Annotated in this window: 8 protein-coding genes and 1 pseudogene; all 9 read right to left on the bottom strand. The window is 38.3% G+C overall.

Annotated elements, in window-relative coordinates; genetic code table 11:
- Positions 1-1898 (bottom strand): glycoside hydrolase family 2 protein (locus AB5062_RS21330; RefSeq protein WP_368331272.1); only part of this gene is annotated, 1898 nt, incomplete at its 3' end.
- An 85-nt stretch (positions 1899-1983) separates the two neighbouring features.
- Positions 1984-3672, bottom strand: a complete 1689-nt coding sequence (locus AB5062_RS21325; RefSeq protein WP_011965345.1) for a RagB/SusD family nutrient uptake outer membrane protein — start codon at positions 3670-3672, stop codon at positions 1984-1986.
- Positions 3673-3690: 18 nt separating this feature from the next.
- Positions 3691-6990 carry a TonB-dependent receptor gene (locus AB5062_RS21320; RefSeq protein ID WP_011965344.1) on the bottom strand — a complete coding sequence of 1100 codons (3300 nt, stop codon included), beginning with the start codon at positions 6988-6990 and terminating at the stop codon, positions 3691-3693.
- Positions 6991-7045: 55 nt separating this feature from the next.
- A complete protein-coding gene (locus tag AB5062_RS21315; RefSeq protein ID WP_011965343.1) occupies positions 7046-7978 on the bottom strand; it encodes a FecR family protein in 933 nt (310 codons plus the stop codon).
- Between the two features lie 70 nt (positions 7979-8048).
- Positions 8049-8612 carry an RNA polymerase sigma-70 factor gene (locus AB5062_RS21310; protein ID WP_011965342.1) on the bottom strand — a complete coding sequence of 188 codons (564 nt, stop codon included), beginning with the start codon at positions 8610-8612 and terminating at the stop codon, positions 8049-8051.
- Positions 8613-8676: 64 nt separating this feature from the next.
- The gene (locus AB5062_RS21305; RefSeq protein ID WP_011965341.1) at positions 8677-10224 is read right to left on the bottom strand and encodes a pectinesterase family protein; all 1548 of its coding nucleotides are present in this window, start codon (positions 10222-10224) and stop codon (positions 8677-8679) included.
- A 35-nt stretch (positions 10225-10259) separates the two neighbouring features.
- Complete coding sequence (locus tag AB5062_RS21300) at positions 10260-12806, bottom strand: hypothetical protein (RefSeq protein WP_011965340.1); 2547 nt, start codon at positions 12804-12806, stop codon at positions 10260-10262.
- Between the two features lie 294 nt (positions 12807-13100).
- A pseudogene (locus AB5062_RS21295) lies at positions 13101-13327 on the bottom strand (family 43 glycosylhydrolase); the annotation flags it as partial.
- Between the two features lie 22 nt (positions 13328-13349).
- On the bottom strand, positions 13350-15338 hold the full coding sequence (locus AB5062_RS21290) for an SUMF1/EgtB/PvdO family nonheme iron enzyme (protein ID WP_011965339.1): 1989 nt from the start codon (positions 15336-15338) through the stop codon (positions 13350-13352).
- Positions 15339-15741: the final 403 nt, after the last annotated feature.

Here is a 15741-nt window from a genome sequence, read left to right as displayed (position 1 = left end):
GTATTACTGATACGAATATTCTCAATTACCCTACCTTGATAATAGAAAGCCACATTCCCCATGGCACGGGTCAAATCATCCACTGTAGGAAATGCTTTGGCAAATCCATTGTGTTTAAGAAACGAATCATATGCATCATACCACTTCATATAATCCATCGCTTCCCATCCAGAAGTAGTGCCAGATTGCAGGATTTCATCCCGAATGAGCTGAAGACGCGGCGGAGTACCAATAGCCCCGTCTTCCCCCCAATAAATAATCTCATCCTTATGATCTGAAAAACGGTGATAGTTATCTTTACCCAAATATAAATTATCATGATAGCAACCCGGACCACCTGCATGATGCCTGTCATACCATCCATAATCATAAAAAGTAGTATCGTTTGGCATCAAGTGCAATTTAAAACGGGCATTCGCCTCATTTTCCGGATTCTCTCCATTACTGGAATTATAAGTTAAGATACGGGTAGGATCCAACGAATGTGCCATACGCATCTGCGCATAATCCTGTACCTGTGGCCAAGCTCCCCGTTCATTATGCAAATTATAAATAACAAGAGACGGATGGTTACGGTCACGTTTAATCATTCGCGCCAATTTTTCATTCCGGTAAGCAAAATAAAACTTGCTTTGCTTGTTATTATCATTAAAGTGACTGATAGGATACTGATTGCCTCCCGGTTCTTCAAAGTATAATAGTCCCAATTCATCAGCATAATCCAAGACATTGCTATGCCCGATAGTACGGTGAAAATTCAACATGTTAAGTCCTAGCTTTTTAGCACTCTCCACTTGTCTCCTAGCCAACTCATCAGATGGAGTGATCCCATTATCCGGCCAGAAACTCCATGAAATAGCTGTACGTAAAACAATTCTTTTTCCATTCAAGAAAAATTGCTTATCTCCATGAATATCCTTCACTTCAAACCATCTGAATCCAAAACGCTGCGTATAATTATCCGTACCTACTGAAACAGACAAATCATAAAGATGAGGAGAATCCGTACTCCACAATTTTGCCGCTGGCAAATGAATATGAAAAGTTTGTTTATTCTCTCCGACAACAAGATTTTCAACAGGGTATTCTTTTCGGTAAAGTACTTTCTCACCTTTATGTTCTTTTACTGTTAAAAGCATTTTCTGAGCCTTCATCGGGTTCTTTGTTTCATTACAAGCCGTCACTTCAACTTCAATAGAATGAGGGTCCGGTTGGTTTTTAATAAAAACATCTCCAATATATAACTTATCCGTAGCAACCAACTCCACTTTTCCAGTTATACCGCCAAAACCATGAGAAGGATTAGTTCTATACTCTCCCCATGTATAGACTTGGGAATCTTTCCAATTAAAATTACCATTTGGATCAGTAATGCGGAAAGCAATCACATTTTCCTGACCAGGTAGAATAAAAGGTGTCACATCTACAGCAAACGGCGTACTATTCACCAAATCATATCCCACCAATTTTTTATTAACAAAAATCTCAGCTCTAAAACGGACAGAAGCAACATTCATCACTATCCGTTTATTTCTCCAATCAGCAGGTACATTTATTTTTGTATCAAACCATGAAACCCCTACATAATTTCCGGTAACTCCAAATGTTTCTCCATTCCATCTCCATAGGTGTTGCTCTACGGTAGCAGGAAGTGTCACCCCTATCTTATCGGGTGTATCAAGCAAATTCCAGCCTCCGGTAGGTATATGAACAGGGAGGTCATGAATATTGACAGGAGGAACATAAAGAGAATCATTTTGCCATACAGCCGAACGATCAAGAGTGATATTCCATAGAGTTTCTGATAAATTGAGACATGCCCTCTGTGCTCTCATAGATGTTACAAACAATAGTACACAACCCGCTAAAACGAATATTTTTTTTATAGCTGATTTCATTTTACCTCTATTTTTCTTTATGGTATATTATAAAAGGAGTATGTTAAGAAGAAATACTTCAATATACTCCTTTTACAAAATTACTTTATTTTGTATATCCGGGATTTTGAGTGAATTCATCTTTATTAGTCACCGCATCCAATTGATTTTGGGGTATCGGACGTAGCATATGATATTCTTGAATATTATCTTTTGCATCCATATTATGCAACTTAACGTATTCAACTAACTTTTTAGTTCGTTTTAAATCAAACCAACGTATTTGTTCTCCACACAATTCCCTAGCCCTCTCATCTAAAATAAAATCGATAGTCAGTTCCGATTCAGTAATTTTCATGTCATTTTCTTTACCTGGTATTGCACGTTTCATCAAGAATTCATTCATCAAATCCACCGCTTCCTGTTTATTCGTTTGCAGCATCGCTTCGGCTGCAATAAAATACATTTCCGGCAAACGAATGACAAATGCATCCCGTTGACACCAATCCTGATTATAAACCGCCGTAGGATCGGCAAACTTATGCATTTCTACAAATTGCGACCTTAAGATAGCTTTACCTTCCGAAGTGTACACGTCATTAACATCCAGCAAACGATACCGCTTTGACGCCCATACTTTTTGTGAATCAGTAGCAGCCGTTTTCATGATATATATGGCCGTATCTCCTGTAGCCATTAAAGGATAAACTTTTAAATCACTCTCGGATAACGGATTCTTGTTAGCGTACCAGGCATCTTTAAACGTCACTTTATAACGCTGATCTATATTCTCATTATATAATTGCAGCAGATACCTGGACGGCATATATCTTTGGAAAGGACGAGCATTCAAGACATCGCGTTCCATTCCGGCTTCCTTATCATATTTCATCACAAAATCAACAATCCCTTTATTACCCGAATTAGTAGCAGTAGCATCAAAAGCATTATTTTCTAATTCTGAGTTGGTGTAATTTATAGAAAAAATTGCTTCTTTGTTTGTACCTCCATCACAATTGGCAATATCCCACATATCACTATAATCAGTATAGAAAGAATAGCGTTGACTATTGATAATATCCTTTGCCAACACAGCGGCCTCAGCATAAAGCGAAGCCTCGCCCGTTGCACAAGCTCTGGTCAAACAAGCTCTTGCTTTAAAAGCTTTAGCTACATCCTGAGTTATTCTACCATCTGTTGATTTGCCTGGTGCCAGTTGATTGACAGCCACATCTAAATCATCAAAAATAACTTTATAAAAATCTTCTACAGACGAACGGTGTGCTTCAGTAACAGCACCCGTTATAGGTTCTGTGTTCAATACCACGTCTCCCCAAGTTTCTGTTATCAACCACAAATAGAAGGCTCTCCAAAACTTAGCCTGGCCTTCAAATGACTTATTTTCAGCTTCGGTCAATACTTCACTTGGCAACAAAGAAATAGTCTGATTACAAGCGCTTAATGACAAATAAAGATTTTTCCAAACATTTCCGATAGTTGATTGGGAGCCATTTAAGTCAATAGTATAATCAGCCAATTGATTTGCTTTATTATCTCCCCCACGCAAAAACAAATCAGTACCAGATTCTGTCATACCAAAACCATCTTCCTGACCATAAAATGTCCTTGCACCCGAATAACAGGAATTCAACGCACTCTCTATTCCAACTTTCGTTTTCATAAATGGATCCGTTGTCAATCCACTTTTATTAGTTTCTTCTAGAAAGTCTTCACAAGAGACATGACATAAACAAAGAAATAATATGCTTATATAATAATAAAATTTTGTTTTCATAATGATCATAATTAAAGATTACAAACTAAGATTGATGCCAAACAACACTTGCTTCGCCAATGGAAAGTCCATACTTCCATTGCTTTCCGGATCATAATTCGGGAAATCCGTGAAGGTAATGAAATTATTCAAAGAACAATAAATACGCAACTTCTGCACCATCATTTTGGATGTCCATTCTTTAGGCAGTGTGTATCCCAATGTAATATCTCGTATTTTCACAAAAGAAGCTTTACGGAATGCCAATGAAGACTGTAACAAATAGCTGTTCGTTGAATAACCACTATTGGGACGAGGATACTCATTGCTAGGATTCTCAGGTGTCCAATAATTTACAGGTGCGCTATTTTCCAACGCACTTGGCTTGTATAGCTGAGTATAGGCATCTTTTACATATTGTCCGATACGACCATAAATAAAGAACATTAAATCAAAATTCTTATAGATGATATTATTAGTTATACCAAACGTATACTTAGGAACTCTTGAAAAAATAACCCGGTCATCCGTAGAGAAAACGCCTTCACCTTCAGAACCTTTAGGTGACATATCTGCCACTTTAATATCCCCTGGCTTAAATCCTCCAAAAGCTTTGGCCTGAACTTCCTCACCTAATTGCCAGATACCAATCTTTTTATAATCATAAAAAACTTGAGTAGGAGAGCCAACAAACCAAAGATTACCTTCATCACGCGTTACACCACTATTTAAAGCTTTAATTTTTTCACGATTCAAACTATATGTCCAATCCGTATTCCAACTAAAATTTTTATTTTGAAACCAAATTGTATTCAATGTCACTTCAATACCTTTATTTTCTGTTTTACCTATATTCTGCATAACAGATGCATATCCAGTAGAACTAGGCAATAAACTTGGAAGTAACAAATCCGAGGTTTGTGAAATATAAGTATCAATTGTACCAGATATGCGATTTCTTAAAATTGAGAAATCCAGTCCAAGATTCCATGTCGATGTTTTTTCCCAAGTCAAATCTTTATTTGCAATCTCGCTAGGATAATATCCATAAACACTACTGCCAAATGTATATACTGATTTTTTAAGTCCTCCTAAAGTAGCATAAGCATCAATTGCACTGTTACCAGCAACTCCCCAACTTAAACGTAATTTCAAATTACTAAAAATATCTTGATCAGCCATAAAGCCTTCTTCTGAAATACGCCACGCAGCGGATGCTGACGGGAAATACCCCCACTTGTGCCCTTTCGCCAAAACGGAAGATCCATCAGCACGCAAAGAAGCTTGGAATAAATAACGTTCATTAAACTTATAATTCAATCGTCCAAAGAAAGAAACCATTTGCGTCTCAATCAATTGACTGGCATTTTCTTTTGAATCAGCATTTGCTCCCAGATCGTGGAATGAAGTCAGAGCAGAAGCTTGGTTAGCTCCACTAGCCAAAACCTTTTCATATCCATAAGCAGTGGTACTACTACCAATCATTGCAGTTAGTCCATGTTTCCCAAATGTTTTGGAGTAATTCAGTATATTCTCCCAAGTATAACGCCAATCGTTATCCGCCTGAACAGAAGAGGTAGATTTTACACCAAGATTAGCTACTGTATTTTTATCTTTATAAATACCTTCCCGACTATCTGTAACATCAATGCCAATAGTGGATTTAAAGAAAAAATCTTTCAGAATATTCACATTCAAATACCCCGAAGCAAACATACGTTTCGTACGAATATTATCCTCGTAAGCACCCGGCTGCTCATCACATAAAGGACTGAATGCAGAACTATTTCCAGGAGCAGGGTTTAATATAAAATTACCATTATCATCATAAGCTCTGCCTATACATGGTATTTTGTTAGCCAAATTCAATGGATTCTGTCTCTTATCCTGATCTTTAAAAGTATATGAAACATTCACACCCACATTGAAAATTTTATTTATCTTATGATCAAGACTAATACGACCATTATAACGTTTCAATACATCATTTTTCAACAATCCTTTATCATCTTGAAAACCAAATGATAATGAATAAGATGTTTTCTCCGTACCACCAGACATACTGATTTCATAATTTTGGGTAATACCGGTACCCAACAATAAATCCTGCCAATCAACCCAATAACCTTTTTCCAAATACTCCAATTCTTCTGCATTGAAAATCAAAGCATCATCCATATATTGATCCGGCGCTGCTGAATTAGTAGTTCTATAGGCCTCTCTCTTTAATTGAGCATATTCTTCTCCATTCATCATACGAGGGTATTTAGCCTTATTTTTAATAGAAACATAAGCATTAAAATCGATTTTCGTCTTTTGTCCCTTGGCTCCGGATTTTGTTGTAATAATAATTACACCATTAGCTCCTTTCGTTCCATAAATAGCTGTAGATGAGATATCTTTCAAGACTTCAATAGACTCAATATCAGTAGGATTAATATCAACAAATGATCCGTAATCTATACCATCGACCAATACTAACGGATTATTGTCAGCTTTAAGAGAACGATTACCACGCATGGTTAATGAAATAGAGGCTCCGGGTTGCCCGCTAGATTGTGTTATATCCAATCCCGCTACTTTACCTTGCAAAGATTTCAACGCATTGGTAGTAGGAGTAGATGTAATATCCGCTGGTTTTATAGAAGATATAGAACCAGTCAAATCACTCTTCTTTTGAACACCATATCCAACCACTACCACTTCATCCAAAGATTGAGTATCATCTTTCATCACAACGTTTATGACAGACTGTTTCCCGACTTTTATCTCCTGAGTAAGATAGCCAATATAGGTCACCATTAATACATCATTCTCGTTTACATCAGCAAGAGAATAATTACCTTCAAAGTCAGTAATGGCACCATTAGTCGTTCCTTTTACCAATACATTTACTCCAATCATAGGCTCACCTGCATTATCTACTATTTTTCCTTTTATCATGGTAGCCTGTCGTGTTTCATCCAAACCGATACTTTTATGAGTAGTTGAAATTAAAATATGATCTCCATCAACTTGATACGTCATATTGGTACCTTGAAAGATTTTATTCAGAATAGCATTTATATTTCCATTCTCTATCTTTATACTTACTTTGTGTTTAGTATTCACCTTATCATTTAACACAAAAAGATAAGATGACTGGCTCTCAATCAAGTGTATCACTTGTTCCAAGCTTTCATTCTTACATGAAATAGTGATACCTTCGTTCCGATCTGATGCTTGTACGTACACTGAACTAAATGACACACATAATAGCAACAAGACTGTTTTCAGTAATCTCACAATAGACCACCGACTTATTGGCCTATCACATACGTTTAAATAAGTTGTTTCCATGTTATTAGATTTTAGTTTTAAAAAAAATATAGTTGTGTTTTATGTATTTGAACCTCTATTTGATATAAATAATTTGTTTGTCCTCATCCTGCTCTATAGTAAAAGGAGCATCTTTCTGCAATAACCTTAACGCATTAATAACCCCTCTACTTTGTCTAAATTTTCCTGTATATTTATAATGTTCCACCTCTTTATTTTGAATAACAATGCTATCTCCAAAATATTTAGTAAAAGTTTTCATGATGTCCTTCAATTTTGCGCTTTTTATACAAATTAATCCCTCACGCCATCGGAACTGGTCATAATCGTGGATGGTTTCCAAATGAATTTTTCCATTTTTATGATAACATACCATTTGATCAGGTTTCAAATAAATATTGTTACCTTTTACTCTGACACGGACTTTGCCTTCAAACAAAGAAGTCTTAAATACATCAGCGTTAGAATAAGCTTCCAAATTAAAATGAGTACCGAGTACTTTGATTTCTCCTTTTGAAGTATGTACATAAAATGGCTTATTTTTATTGGCCGATACTTCAAAATAAGCTTCTCCATCCAACTTTACTTTACGATTATTTGTTGCAAAAACAGAAGGATAACTAAATTTCGTATTAGAATTAAGGCACACAAACGTACTATCGGGTAAAATTATGTTTATTCTTTGACCGGCAGGAACAAGTATGGTTTGTAATACCTCTGATTTTTTCACCAATTCCTGATACTTATAAATAGTAACAGACACAACAACCAAAAGAACAACCGCAGCTATCTTTACGGTATAATTAATTAACTTATATAACAACGGGGCATTTTCTTTTTGAAACAGTTCCTTTTTATCTACCAACAAAATACCTGCATCAAATATTTTCTTTTCACGACATAATGTCTCATAATTATCCGGTGAACTTTCAGCCCATCGTTTAATAGCTTCTTTCTGCTTGTCAGATGCTTTGCCTGCAAAAAAATGATACAACGATAATAAATTCATTTTCTTTCCATTATTTACTCTATAAGCACATGAGAATGGAAATACCCTAAACGAAAAACAAAAAAATCTGCTAAATTAGATAAATCAAAAAAGAAAGATAGTCTTTGAGGACAGCACGTAGAGCTTTTAATGCCTTACTTATATGATATTCAACGGTTTTTTGATTCACAAATAACTTTTTAGCTATTTCAGGGTAGGATATATCTTCATATCTGTTCATAAAAAAAATCTGTCGAGTTTTTGATGGCAATTTTTCAAGCGTATGATTTACAATCTCTTGCACCTCATTAGTATACAATTCACAAGGATCACATGCCGATAATGCTGATATCTTAAAATCCAATTCCCATAAAGCAAGTTCAGACAAAGAATTATTCTTTTCATAATGAAAGCGTTCCTGTCTTAAATAGTTCAAGCATTTATGCTTTATAGCCGTTAAAAGATAACTTAATATATTCTCATCGTTCTTTATATCTCTTCGATGTTCCCAATAATAAGCTAAAGTGTCCATCACAATATCTTCAGCTATAGAAATATCGAGAATATAAGTTTGCGCAAAACGAATAAACCGTAACCTGTAATCAGTATATAATTTATTAAAAGTTTCTGTTTCCAACTTTAATAGATCATCCATATCTGTTTCCGATATTTAATTAGATACCTCAATATTCGATGCGCAAACTTATCTCCACTAATTATTACTTCGTCCCATTTATACAACTATCCGGCACCCAGCCTTTCAAAACAAAAGCAGGGTTCCGATAATTGTTAATCAGCTCTGTATCTTTATCTTTTGTCAGCTGGCGGGAATATGGATGACGTTTGGATACATCAACCGGATTTCCTGTCACCATATCACAAGTATTATACTCGTACATTTTAGCAGTCTTCGCTCCAATAGAACTCCAGCCTTCAGGAATTATATTTTTCACTTTACAATCTATCAAGACAAACTCTGCATCAGGATAGGCCGAACCGTGGTTACTTTTAGTACGTCCGTAATCCGCCTGTTTACCATCCTCCGTAGAAAAAGTGCATTCAACAAACACATTACCATGATTGCCCGCCGTATTTCTTACCCATGAGAAAGGGCCGCCACCATTACGGAAATTACTTTTATAAGCAAACAAGCTGCCACGTCCTAAAATAGTATCACCACCACCATCCAACTCACAAGATTCCATATAGATTGTTCCATTCGCCTGCAATGCATCTCCTGAACCTATAATATGTACACGGTATAAAGCAATCCTTTCTCCATTAATCAACAACCCTTCTGCCTGACCTTTTAAATCTGTAGCAATGGTCATATCCTCAATGACTATATCCTTGCAATTATCAAGCATGAAAGCCGCCCGACGGGAAGGAAATGTACCGGGCCACTCATTGGTTTTCACAGTCAGCGGATGAGGATTAAAGACTTCATTATTTGCATAATGTACTTTAGTATCGGTCATTCCTGCTCCTTTAATTTTAACATTCCATTTATTTCTTGTATAGACCAATTCTTCATAATCACCGGGATTAACTAAAATCACAGTCTGTTGTTCATTAAAATCAGGAATAAAATCCAAGGCTCCCTGAACTGTATTAAAGTCTCCTTTTCCTGCAACATCCACAATCAATGTATCTGAAAGTTCCGGCATGTCAGATTTAGTAGTGAAAATCCACTCATCTTCTTTAGTGACTCCTTGAAAACTGCCATCAGCTAAATTTAACACACCATTATCTATAGTCACATAGTAAGTATGCCCATATTCCAGCATATTATTGTGTAGATAAATAGTAGCTATAGAATCACGCACGATGACGGGATAAAAATGAAAGGCATCCGTAAATCCCCCTATAATAGTAAGCTGGTACACAGGAGGAGTAGGTTCCGCCGTTCCCGAAGGAGTACCCGGACGAGTATCTTTATTGGTAGGCATAACGGTACGAGTATAGTCATAAGGCACTTTTGTATAATCACATTCCGGACCATACGTACGGCTCTCCGTAGGACCAGACGGAATACTCAAATCCAAACTGTCCACCACTTGGTCAGTAACTGCGTCATAAACCCGTATCATACCGGAATCTCCAAGGACAGGAGTTTCGGAAAAAGTAAGAACCAAATGAGTGTCCGGATTGACATTTTCCGAACCGGAAGCAGGAAAAAGTGTTGCATTGACCTGCCCTGTCTGATTACACGCCATTATAAAAGGAACTGCGGCAATCATACCTAAAAACGATTTTAATGTAACCATAGATTCATCAGTATTAAATTCAAGTCTTAATCATTCTATTCCCATTCCACCTTCATATAATGCAGCATCGTTGTACTTTCACCACAACTGCCCGTATGCTGGATACCGGTGCCCCCAAAAGTGTTCGAGGCTATATCCGCCTCCAAATCTACCGAAAGTTTCAAGTTCGGATCAGTTACAGGCGCCGGAAGCGGAGTCGTTGTTGAAGCATGTGCTGTCAATTTTCCTCCTTTAGCAGTCAATGTCAGAGTACAATTTGTACGATAGCAGGTAGAAGACACCGGTTGACTGATGGCTTCAGCCACCCCGTTCTCATATTTCATCAAAATAAAATCAACCGCATTACTATACTTGGTCGTACGAATGATACGCAATGCATATCCCGTTAAAGTACGGGTATCAAACTTGATATACAAATCCAAATACTGTCCTGTAGCACTACCAAAACCTTGTCCTGCTGTTTTACTGGCATCCACATTCAATGTGATTGCCATATCTCCATAGCTGCCATCCAATGGAGTATACAGCAAACGGGCTCCTTTCTGATCCTGCAACAAACCGGTTCCGTGAGAACCATTCATTCCAGGTCCATAAATCCAATAATCCTTATCCGGAACTACCTGCCAATCGTATGCTGCCGTATCCAAAGGCTTATATCCACCAATCGTCCAAAATCCCGGTAAAAGTTGTGGTTGATTCTTACATGGAAAGTTCTGAAAATCCGTTTCAAATATATGAGTGATATTCACTTGCCCTTTCTTTATCGGAGAATTGGAAACAACAATCCGTTCTTCCCCCGGCAAACAACGCAGATGCTTGGGAGCGATAGCTGCCATCAGATAATAACCAACATCTTCTTTTACCAACGTATAGGAATATTCCGGTTCATTCAAGCGGGATACAGAAACCGGAAGTCTATCAGTCCCGTTCCTGTCCGTACATCTATACCAGGTTATCAATGATTCATCCTTGCGCCCATTCAAATTTAAAGCATAACTGACAGTAGCTACTCCTTTAGCAATATTCAATTCCGGCTCTTCCGTAAACGAGGGAGCCGGTACATAATCGGGAGCAACCGTAAGTTCCGTCGCACATTCCAAGCCATCCTCTGTATAGGCTATCACAGTGAAATGTTTTGTTTCATCCTCCGTATTAGTTGCCTCGACAACACATTCATAACCCTCGGAAGTAGATAATTTCACATCCTTTTCATAACCTTGTTGTACTTTCCACTTCACGGGAACATTATTCAGTACATAGTTGCAATGCCTTTTTACTGTTGCAGTCAATTTGACCGTCCGGCCACCAGTCTGGATGGAAGCCGTTAAAGGCTCTACAGAAAGACAGGAGGGCATCCGGGTATAATCCCTTCCATCCCGCTTACCTATAGCAATGACACGGTCTTTCACCTGAAGAGGATCCCAATCATCCTCTCCTCTCAATAAATTGTAAGTATTATAAACTACCTCTTCATTCTCTTCCAGCCGGAAAGCTTTCAGTTGCTTCAGCTGATCCATGCAAACCGTATTATAAGGCTTGTCAGCCCCTATTACATAAGGTTGCCCGTTCAGTTTCACATTGTATTGGTAACAACGCAACCAATCTGTAGGATCATGTGTCCAGCCCGCATAAACCGGCTTCTTCGAATGATAACGGCAATCGACAATACTTAACGGCCCGACCGACTTACAAAAATATTGCCGGTCTTCCTCATGACATACATAAAAGTCACAGTTCAAAAATACAGCTCCGCCCATATCACTTCTCCAAAAAGGTTTCTGACCATAAAAATGAAGTGTACAATCCAGATAAACCCCTGTTCCGGTCAATGCGTCATCCGTACTTTCCATGTGGCATTTATTAAAAAGTATCCGCTTGGCGCCATTCAACGGATTCATGTTCAAGCGGCTGATGAAATGTACATTATCCGCCACAATCTTGTCGCCATGACAATAAGCGACATGTGCCTGAGTGATGGCAGACATTCTTTTCTTCCTGCTTAATTCCTTCTTCAGAGGGTATTCCAAATCGACATTACAGAAATTCCCCATGGTCAAGTCCTTTACTAACAGACCGTCTCCCCAAAAATCAAACATGGTGAAATTACCGACAGCCCCCTGTGTCTGTCCACGACTGGATGCCAGGACTGTATTTTCAGGATGAGTATTCAATCCGATAATATGGAGATAAGGGCATTTAACAACCAAGCCGAACGGTTCACGGCCGTCTTTACCAACACGAATAGCAGGGTCATCTGGATCATCAATCCAATAGACATAAGGAGCCAAATAAACTTTCATAGGTTCCGCTTCCGTACCAGCTGAGAAATTAGCGGCAGCTTTATTGAAACTATTAAAAACATAAGGATTACCCGCCACTTCCCTATCGGACAACTGCCCATCAACAAAAAATGTTTTCGGACCTAAAATAATTTCTTTATCTGCATAACGAAGGCAGTTTCCTTTAAATTCTATAGGTTGCGAAGGATCTAACGAACTATAATGATCAATACTTTGTGCTTTTAACAGATGTCCCCATACAAGCCAGCACAAGGCAAAAGCAAGAAAATGTAAATGTTTCATTTTGTATAGATTAAGATTTGTTCTAATACAAAAGTAAACAGGAGACAGGGAACAAAAAGGTAAAAATTGGTCTATTATGTGCAAATTTTGAATAATGTGCTAATTTGCCAATTTGCTAATAGGCCAATTGACATGCGAACATAGCAGAACCATACGGCAAATTAGCATATTAAGTGATCCGGTACAGGTAAAGAAATAACTCCTTCTTTCAAATGTAACCATTCTCCTTCTGAACCAATTCACATAAAAGGATCCTGACAACCCAATGTTTGAAATCCGTTCTCATAAGCATAGATTGACCAAGTCATCCGACGTGTAAACTACCAGTCCCGGAATATAAACAAAAGAAGAATGGACCAGATAATAAGACTTTCCATAACGGACAATAGAAGGATCCTAATTATCACCTTCCCAAATACGTACAATAGTTTGATCTTCATTTAAAGAATCTTGGAACTGCCCCATAAAGGGAGCATCCCAAAGACTAGCAAAAATGCGCAAACAGATAAAATGTTTTTCATATATACTCTTTACCTTATTATACTAGTTTTCTTTCAACCAAGCTAAATTAAACTTATAATAAAAGCGGCTCGTTATCAAATGAATCATATTATCAGGTGTTTGTGTTCCGGCCAGGTAGCCACGAGGTTCAGCATGATTCTCATCCATTTCAAAAAACTGAGTCCAAGCCCCACCATTAAGGAAACGATAAGTGCCATCAGTCAACAAACGTTTTACAGGCCAGGTCTTACCTTCATCGTATGACAAAGCAGCGTACATGCCATATCCTTTAAAAGGCTTTCCTGATTTTTCAGTAAACATCATACCACGCTCCTCTTTCGGAGTACGATAAGGATGTTCAGTAAAAGATATCAGCAAAATAGGACCTTCATTCAAACGCATCAATACCAGCCGTTGTCCTCCATCAATGGGTGGAAATTCCGAAGCGGAATAATGCCAAGTCTTTCCCATATCATCAGATACACTCATAGGCATACGTAGACGTCCTTCTTTATCACGAATACTATTGTTACGTCCCAATGCCATCAATCTGCCATCCTTCAATTGCACCACTCCGGCATGGATTCCGGCGATAGTGGTACCTGTCCCTCCCTCTTTAAAATCGGGCAAGGGCGCTCCATTCCACGGGTCCGTCCAAGTTTTTCCCTTATCCTTACTGATATGAACAGCAGCCCCGTCTCTTCCACCGGGTCCGGCATCACAAGCCTGAACAAACCAGCCTTCCTTTGTAATAGAGGTTCCGGCTATCACTTGATGGCGTCTCGTATGCTCTGGAGCAATCATACGAGGTTTACTCCAAGTTTGTCCATTATCTGTACTTGTACGCAAAGTCATCATCAAATTCTGCCAATGTCCGGCCGCTTCCACTCCATTGATATGGTAAAGAGTCCCTTGGCGGTCGTTCAACAATGCAGTTCCGGTCAAATTACGATCAGCTATCTGATAAAACATACGAGGCTTTTCCCATTCACGGCTTCCGGCACGCAAGCGCGAAGAGAGCACCACCATCTCACGGCCTTTTTCTTCATTGGTAGAAAACCACACAGCCAACAAGTCTCCATTATCACACCAAGTCAATGCCGGCTGATGATTATGCTTGAAAAAAGGCGTTCCACTATGCGCATCCGGTTCATGCACATAAACCAAAGGAGCAGTGAAGACAGGTTCCGTGATACACTGAGAAGTCCAATCCCATTTTATCTGAGACACGGCATACTCATCTTTTGGCTGAGAAAGCGGAGCGGTCTGCGGATACTCTGCCTGTACCACCCGAAAGCCTGTCATTGCATGTTTGTCCTCCGGCAACATAGCCATACGGTTTGCCGAACGGAGATATTTCATCGGTGTATTATGACTACCTCCTCTAGTCACCCGTGCTATACCGTCCGAATAGCCGACAGGATCAGTCTGTTCCTTGTCTATATAGGGCCCATACCAGTCCAAACACCATTCCTCCACATTTCCACACATATCATGTAGCCCCCATTCGTTAGGAGGAGTTTGTGCCACTTTCAAAGACAAGGGTTTGGGAGTAGCCGCTATCACTTGATTCTTTTGCCAGGCGGCAGGAAGCTTGTCATCCATATAGAAATTCCAGTAACGGCCTGCCTTACATGCATATTCCCATTCAGCTTCGGTAGGCAGACGATAAGTTTTTCCTTCTTTCTGGGTCAACCAGTCACAAAAGGCAACGGCATCTTGATAAGTTACGAACACCACCGCTTCGTCATCTTCACTTGAAAAACCATTTTTACCACGCAGCAACTTGTGTTTAGGGCAGAACAATTCATATTGCGCATTAGTCACTTCGGTCAGCCCCATTTTAAATGGTTTGGATATATACACCTTATGCATAGGTGCTTCATCATAATTCTCATCTTCACCCAAAGTTCCCATATAGAAATTTCCTGCGGGTATTTCTATCATTGGAATCAATTCACTTTGTGCCGTAATACTTGCCGGCCATATAATAATGCTCACTATTGCACTTACTAAAATTTTTAATTTCATTTCGTATCAGATAAAAATATATCTTGATACAAAAGTAAAAAGCAATCAAAGAAAAATAAGGTAAAAATTGGTCTTTTATGTGCATAATTTAGCAACACACGAACTAACCTATCAAGAAAAAGATTGATTTTTTATTGTAACTTCCTATAACAAAGGTTTATTACTTTGCTGCCACTACTTCCACCATTTTGCCGAATCATCTATAGATAGGGAAGTATAGAAGTGATAGCAGAAATTACAAACGTCAAGAGAGTAAACCTTGAGTTCAAATTATTAATGCTATAATGACGGGAATACTTGTTTAGAAATACATTCTTAATAAAACAAAAAAGAGGCTGTCTCAAAATGAGACGGCCTTTTTTTGTGTTTGCAAAAAAATCGGGCAAGTCCTAACTTCGCTCAG

It is taken from the genome of Phocaeicola sp. RTP21359st1_B8_RTP21360_211022 (genome assembly GCF_040911965.1).
Lineage (GTDB): Bacteria > Bacteroidota > Bacteroidia > Bacteroidales > Bacteroidaceae > Phocaeicola > Phocaeicola vulgatus.
This window is presented reverse-complemented; position numbering and strand designations above follow the sequence as displayed.

What these genes read in the sequence shown, in the direction of transcription:
- AB5062_RS21325 (WP_011965345.1), bottom strand. Translation starts at nt 3,672, where the DNA reads ATGAAAACAAAATTTTATTATTATATAAGCATATTATTTCTTTGTTTA.
- AB5062_RS21320 (WP_011965344.1), bottom strand. Translation starts at nt 6,990, where the DNA reads ATGGAAACAACTTATTTAAACGTATGTGATAGGCCAATAAGTCGGTGG.
- AB5062_RS21315 (WP_011965343.1), bottom strand. Translation starts at nt 7,978, where the DNA reads ATGAATTTATTATCGTTGTATCATTTTTTTGCAGGCAAAGCATCTGAC.
- AB5062_RS21310 (WP_011965342.1), bottom strand. Translation starts at nt 8,612, where the DNA reads ATGGATGATCTATTAAAGTTGGAAACAGAAACTTTTAATAAATTATAT.
- AB5062_RS21305 (WP_011965341.1), bottom strand. Translation starts at nt 10,224, where the DNA reads ATGGTTACATTAAAATCGTTTTTAGGTATGATTGCCGCAGTTCCTTTT.
- AB5062_RS21300 (WP_011965340.1), bottom strand. Translation starts at nt 12,806, where the DNA reads ATGAAACATTTACATTTTCTTGCTTTTGCCTTGTGCTGGCTTGTATGG.
- AB5062_RS21290 (WP_011965339.1), bottom strand. Translation starts at nt 15,338, where the DNA reads ATGAAATTAAAAATTTTAGTAAGTGCAATAGTGAGCATTATTATATGG.